At 38.9% G+C, this 1,299-nt stretch carries 1 protein-coding gene; it reads left to right on the top strand.

The window, feature by feature from the left end; translation table 11 throughout:
- On the top strand, positions 1-1,299 hold a 1,299-nt coding region (locus tag ACEN31_RS03170; protein ID WP_407108611.1), incomplete at both ends, for a hypothetical protein.

The following is a 1,299-nucleotide window of genomic DNA, read 5'->3' as shown; positions in this document are numbered from 1 at the left end:
CGCCGGCAGGTACTGTCTCTGAAATTAATGATACGACAAACCAATATGCAGTCGCTACTGATGAAGATGACGTTTATACAATTGAATTAAACGAAGATAATTTAGGTAGTAGTTCTGCAGTATATGGGGCGTTTAATCTAGTTGAAGCTCCAGCTGAAACATACCAATTAGGTGTGGAAGTGCGTGGATTAGACGGTACTAGAACTGATGAAGTAGGAATTACTGTTGCTGATGTTGATGGTGTTGTATTTGAAGGTGAGTATAACGAGTACTTACAATGGTTAACGAGTGAAGAATTAACTGAAGGTACTTATACAATCACTTTAGACACGCCGGCAGGTACTGTCTCTGAAATTAATGATACGACAAACCAATATGCAGTCGCTACTGATGAAGATGACGTTTATACAATTGAATTAAACGAAGATAATTTAGGTAGTAGTTCTGCAGTATATGGTGCATTTAATCTAGTTGAAGCTCCAGCTGAAACATACCAATTAGGTGTGGAAGTGCGTGGATTAGACGGTACTAGATCCGATGAAGCTGGAATTACTGTGACGGATGCTGATGGTGTTGTATTTGAAGGTGAGTATAACGAGTACTTACAATGGTTAACGAGTGAAGAATTATCTGAAGGTAATTATACAATTACTTTAGACACGCCAGAAGGTACTGTCTCTGAAATTAATGACACGACAAACCAATATGCAGTCGCTACTGATGAAGATGACGTTTATACAATTGAATTAAACGACGAAAATCTTGGTAGTAGTTCTGCGGTATACGGTGCATTTAGACTTGTCGAAGCACCAGTTCCAAACCCTGATACATTTACTTTAGGTGTGGAAGTGCGTGGATTAAACGATCAACGGACTGACGAAGTCGGAGTGACTGTAACAAATAATGATGGTGACGAGTTTACTGGGTCGTATAATGAATACTTACAGTGGTTAACAGATGATGAATTGCCTGAAGGTACTTATATAATCAGTTTAGACACACCAGTAGGTACAGTCTCTGAAATCAATGATACGACAGATCAATATGCAGTCGCTACTGATGAAGACGATGTTTATACAATTGAATTAAACGACGAAAATCTAGGTAGTAGCTCAGCAATATACGGTGCATTTAGACTTGTCGAAGCACCAGTTCCAAACCCTGATACATTTACTTTAGGTGTGGAAGTGCGTGGATTAGACGATCGTCGTACTGATGAAGTGGGAGTAACTGTAACAAATAATGATGGTGACGAGTTTACTGGTTCATATAATGAATACTTACAATGGTTAACAGACG

Source organism: Ruoffia sp. FAM 26255 (genome assembly GCF_045528525.1).
Lineage (GTDB): Bacteria > Bacillota > Bacilli > Lactobacillales > Aerococcaceae > Ruoffia > Ruoffia tabacinasalis.
Note: the sequence above shows the minus strand (reverse complement) of the source record. Positions and strands in the feature narration are given on the sequence as shown.